A 1,694-nucleotide genomic window follows, 5' to 3' on the forward strand; every position below is an offset into this window, starting at 1 on the left:
CTTTTCGTTCGACAGCGAAATGCCGCGGAAACGATAGTCCGACGTGACGGAGATGCCGCCCGAAAGCGTGACCGGGCCGCTGGCCGCATCGGCCTCTTCGGCTGCTTCTTCCTGCGCGAAAGCCGGCGTCGACATGGCCGACGCAGCGAGCAACAGACCGAAACACGCCTTGCCAAGAAACTTCATGGGTGATCCCCCTCCAAATAACGGATCGTCCCGCCTGCCGTGCGCGCTCACGCCTCTTCATTCGGACGAGTAACGACGAACCCGCACAAAATTGCGCATAATGCTGCGACGCACAAACAAAAATTGCGAACACCGCCGAATCCGCATCAGACTGTGGCTTTCACGCAACAGCTGCCCCGCACATGCGCTTCGCTTTGCCAAGCCGCGCCCGGACGGCTAAAGAGCGAGCCGTATCTCCCTTTGCCCGAGCCCCTTTTATGAGCGATCACAATCCCGGCCTGCGCCCCTGGCGCGACATTGCGCGGCGCGAAAGTCGTCAGATCATGGTCGGAAATGTTCCCGTCGGCGGCGGCGCGCCGATCAGCGTCCAGACGATGACGAACACGCTGACCAGCGATCCGGTCGCGACGATCGACCAGATCCGCCGTTGCGAGGAAGCCGGTGCCGACCTGATCCGTGTTTCGTGCCCCGACACCGAATCGACCGCAGCGCTCGGCAAGATCGTGCGCGCGTCGCGCATCCCGATCATCGCCGACATCCATTTCCACTACAAGCGCGCGCTCGAAGCCGCCGACGCCGGCGCCGCCTGTCTGCGCATCAACCCCGGCAACATCGGCAGCAGCGAGCGCGTCGGCGAAGTCGTCCGCGCCGCCAAGGCGAACGGCTGCGCGATCCGTATCGGCGTCAACGCCGGCAGCCTCGAGAAAGACCTGCTCGAAAAATATGGCGAGCCCTGCCCCGAAGCGCTCGTCGAAAGCGCGCTCGACCATATCAAGCTGCTGCAGGACCACGACTTCCACGAGTATAAGGTCGCGGTGAAGGCGAGCGACGTTTTCCTCGCGGTCGCCGCTTACATGCAGCTCGCCGACGCGGTCGACTGCCCGCTTCACCTCGGCATCACCGAAGCCGGCGGGCTGATCGGCGGCACCGTCAAATCGGCGCTCGGCATCGGCAACCTGCTCTGGGCCGGAATCGGCGACACGATCCGCGTCAGCCTTTCGGCCGAACCCGAGGAAGAGATCCGCGTCGGCTACGAAATCCTGAAATCGCTGGGCCTGCGCACCCGCGGCGTCCGCGTCGTCTCCTGCCCCAGCTGCGCGCGGCAGGGTTTCGACGTTATCCGCACCGTGCAGGCGCTCGAGGATGCACTCAGCCACATCAAGACCCCGATGTCGCTCTCGGTCCTCGGCTGCGTCGTCAACGGCCCCGGCGAGGCCCGCGAGACCGACATCGGCATCACCGGCGGCGGCAACGGCAAGCATATGGTCTTCCTCTCGGGCGTCACCGATCATCATGTCGAGGACGCCGACATGATCGGCCACATCGTCAAGCTCGTCGAAGCCAAGGCGGCCGAGATCGAGGCGGGCGGCGCGGTGAGCATGGACACGCTCCACGGCAAGGCGGCGTGAGCCCGCATTAGGCTGCAGGGCAACCGACCCCGCTCGCGTCCGTTTTTGGGGCGGGGAGTTGTCCCTTTCGTGCACCCCGGCGAAAGCCGGGGCCCATGG

2 protein-coding genes are annotated in these 1,694 nt (G+C 65.2%); one reads left to right on the forward strand and one right to left on the reverse strand.

Features of this window, described 5'->3' with window-relative positions:
• A partial coding sequence (locus VGD20_RS01235; RefSeq protein ID WP_331132711.1) for a TorF family putative porin occupies window positions 1-186 on the reverse strand: 186 nt, incomplete at its 3' end.
• Window positions 187-443: 257 nt separating this feature from the next.
• On the opposite strand from VGD20_RS01235, the gene ispG reads away from it, so the two are divergent.
• A complete protein-coding gene (ispG, locus tag VGD20_RS01240; RefSeq protein WP_331132710.1) occupies window positions 444-1,595 on the forward strand; it encodes a flavodoxin-dependent (E)-4-hydroxy-3-methylbut-2-enyl-diphosphate synthase in 1,152 nt (383 codons plus the stop codon).
• The last annotated feature ends 99 nt before the right edge of the window (window positions 1,596-1,694 follow it).

Origin of the sequence: Sphingopyxis sp. (assembly GCF_036402335.1) — a bacterium.
Lineage (GTDB): Bacteria > Pseudomonadota > Alphaproteobacteria > Sphingomonadales > Sphingomonadaceae > Sphingopyxis.

Excerpts from the sequence above, each read along its gene's own strand:
- ispG (WP_331132710.1), top strand. The coding sequence starts at position 444 with ATGAGCGATCACAATCCCGGCCTGCGCCCCTGGCGCGACATTGCGCGG.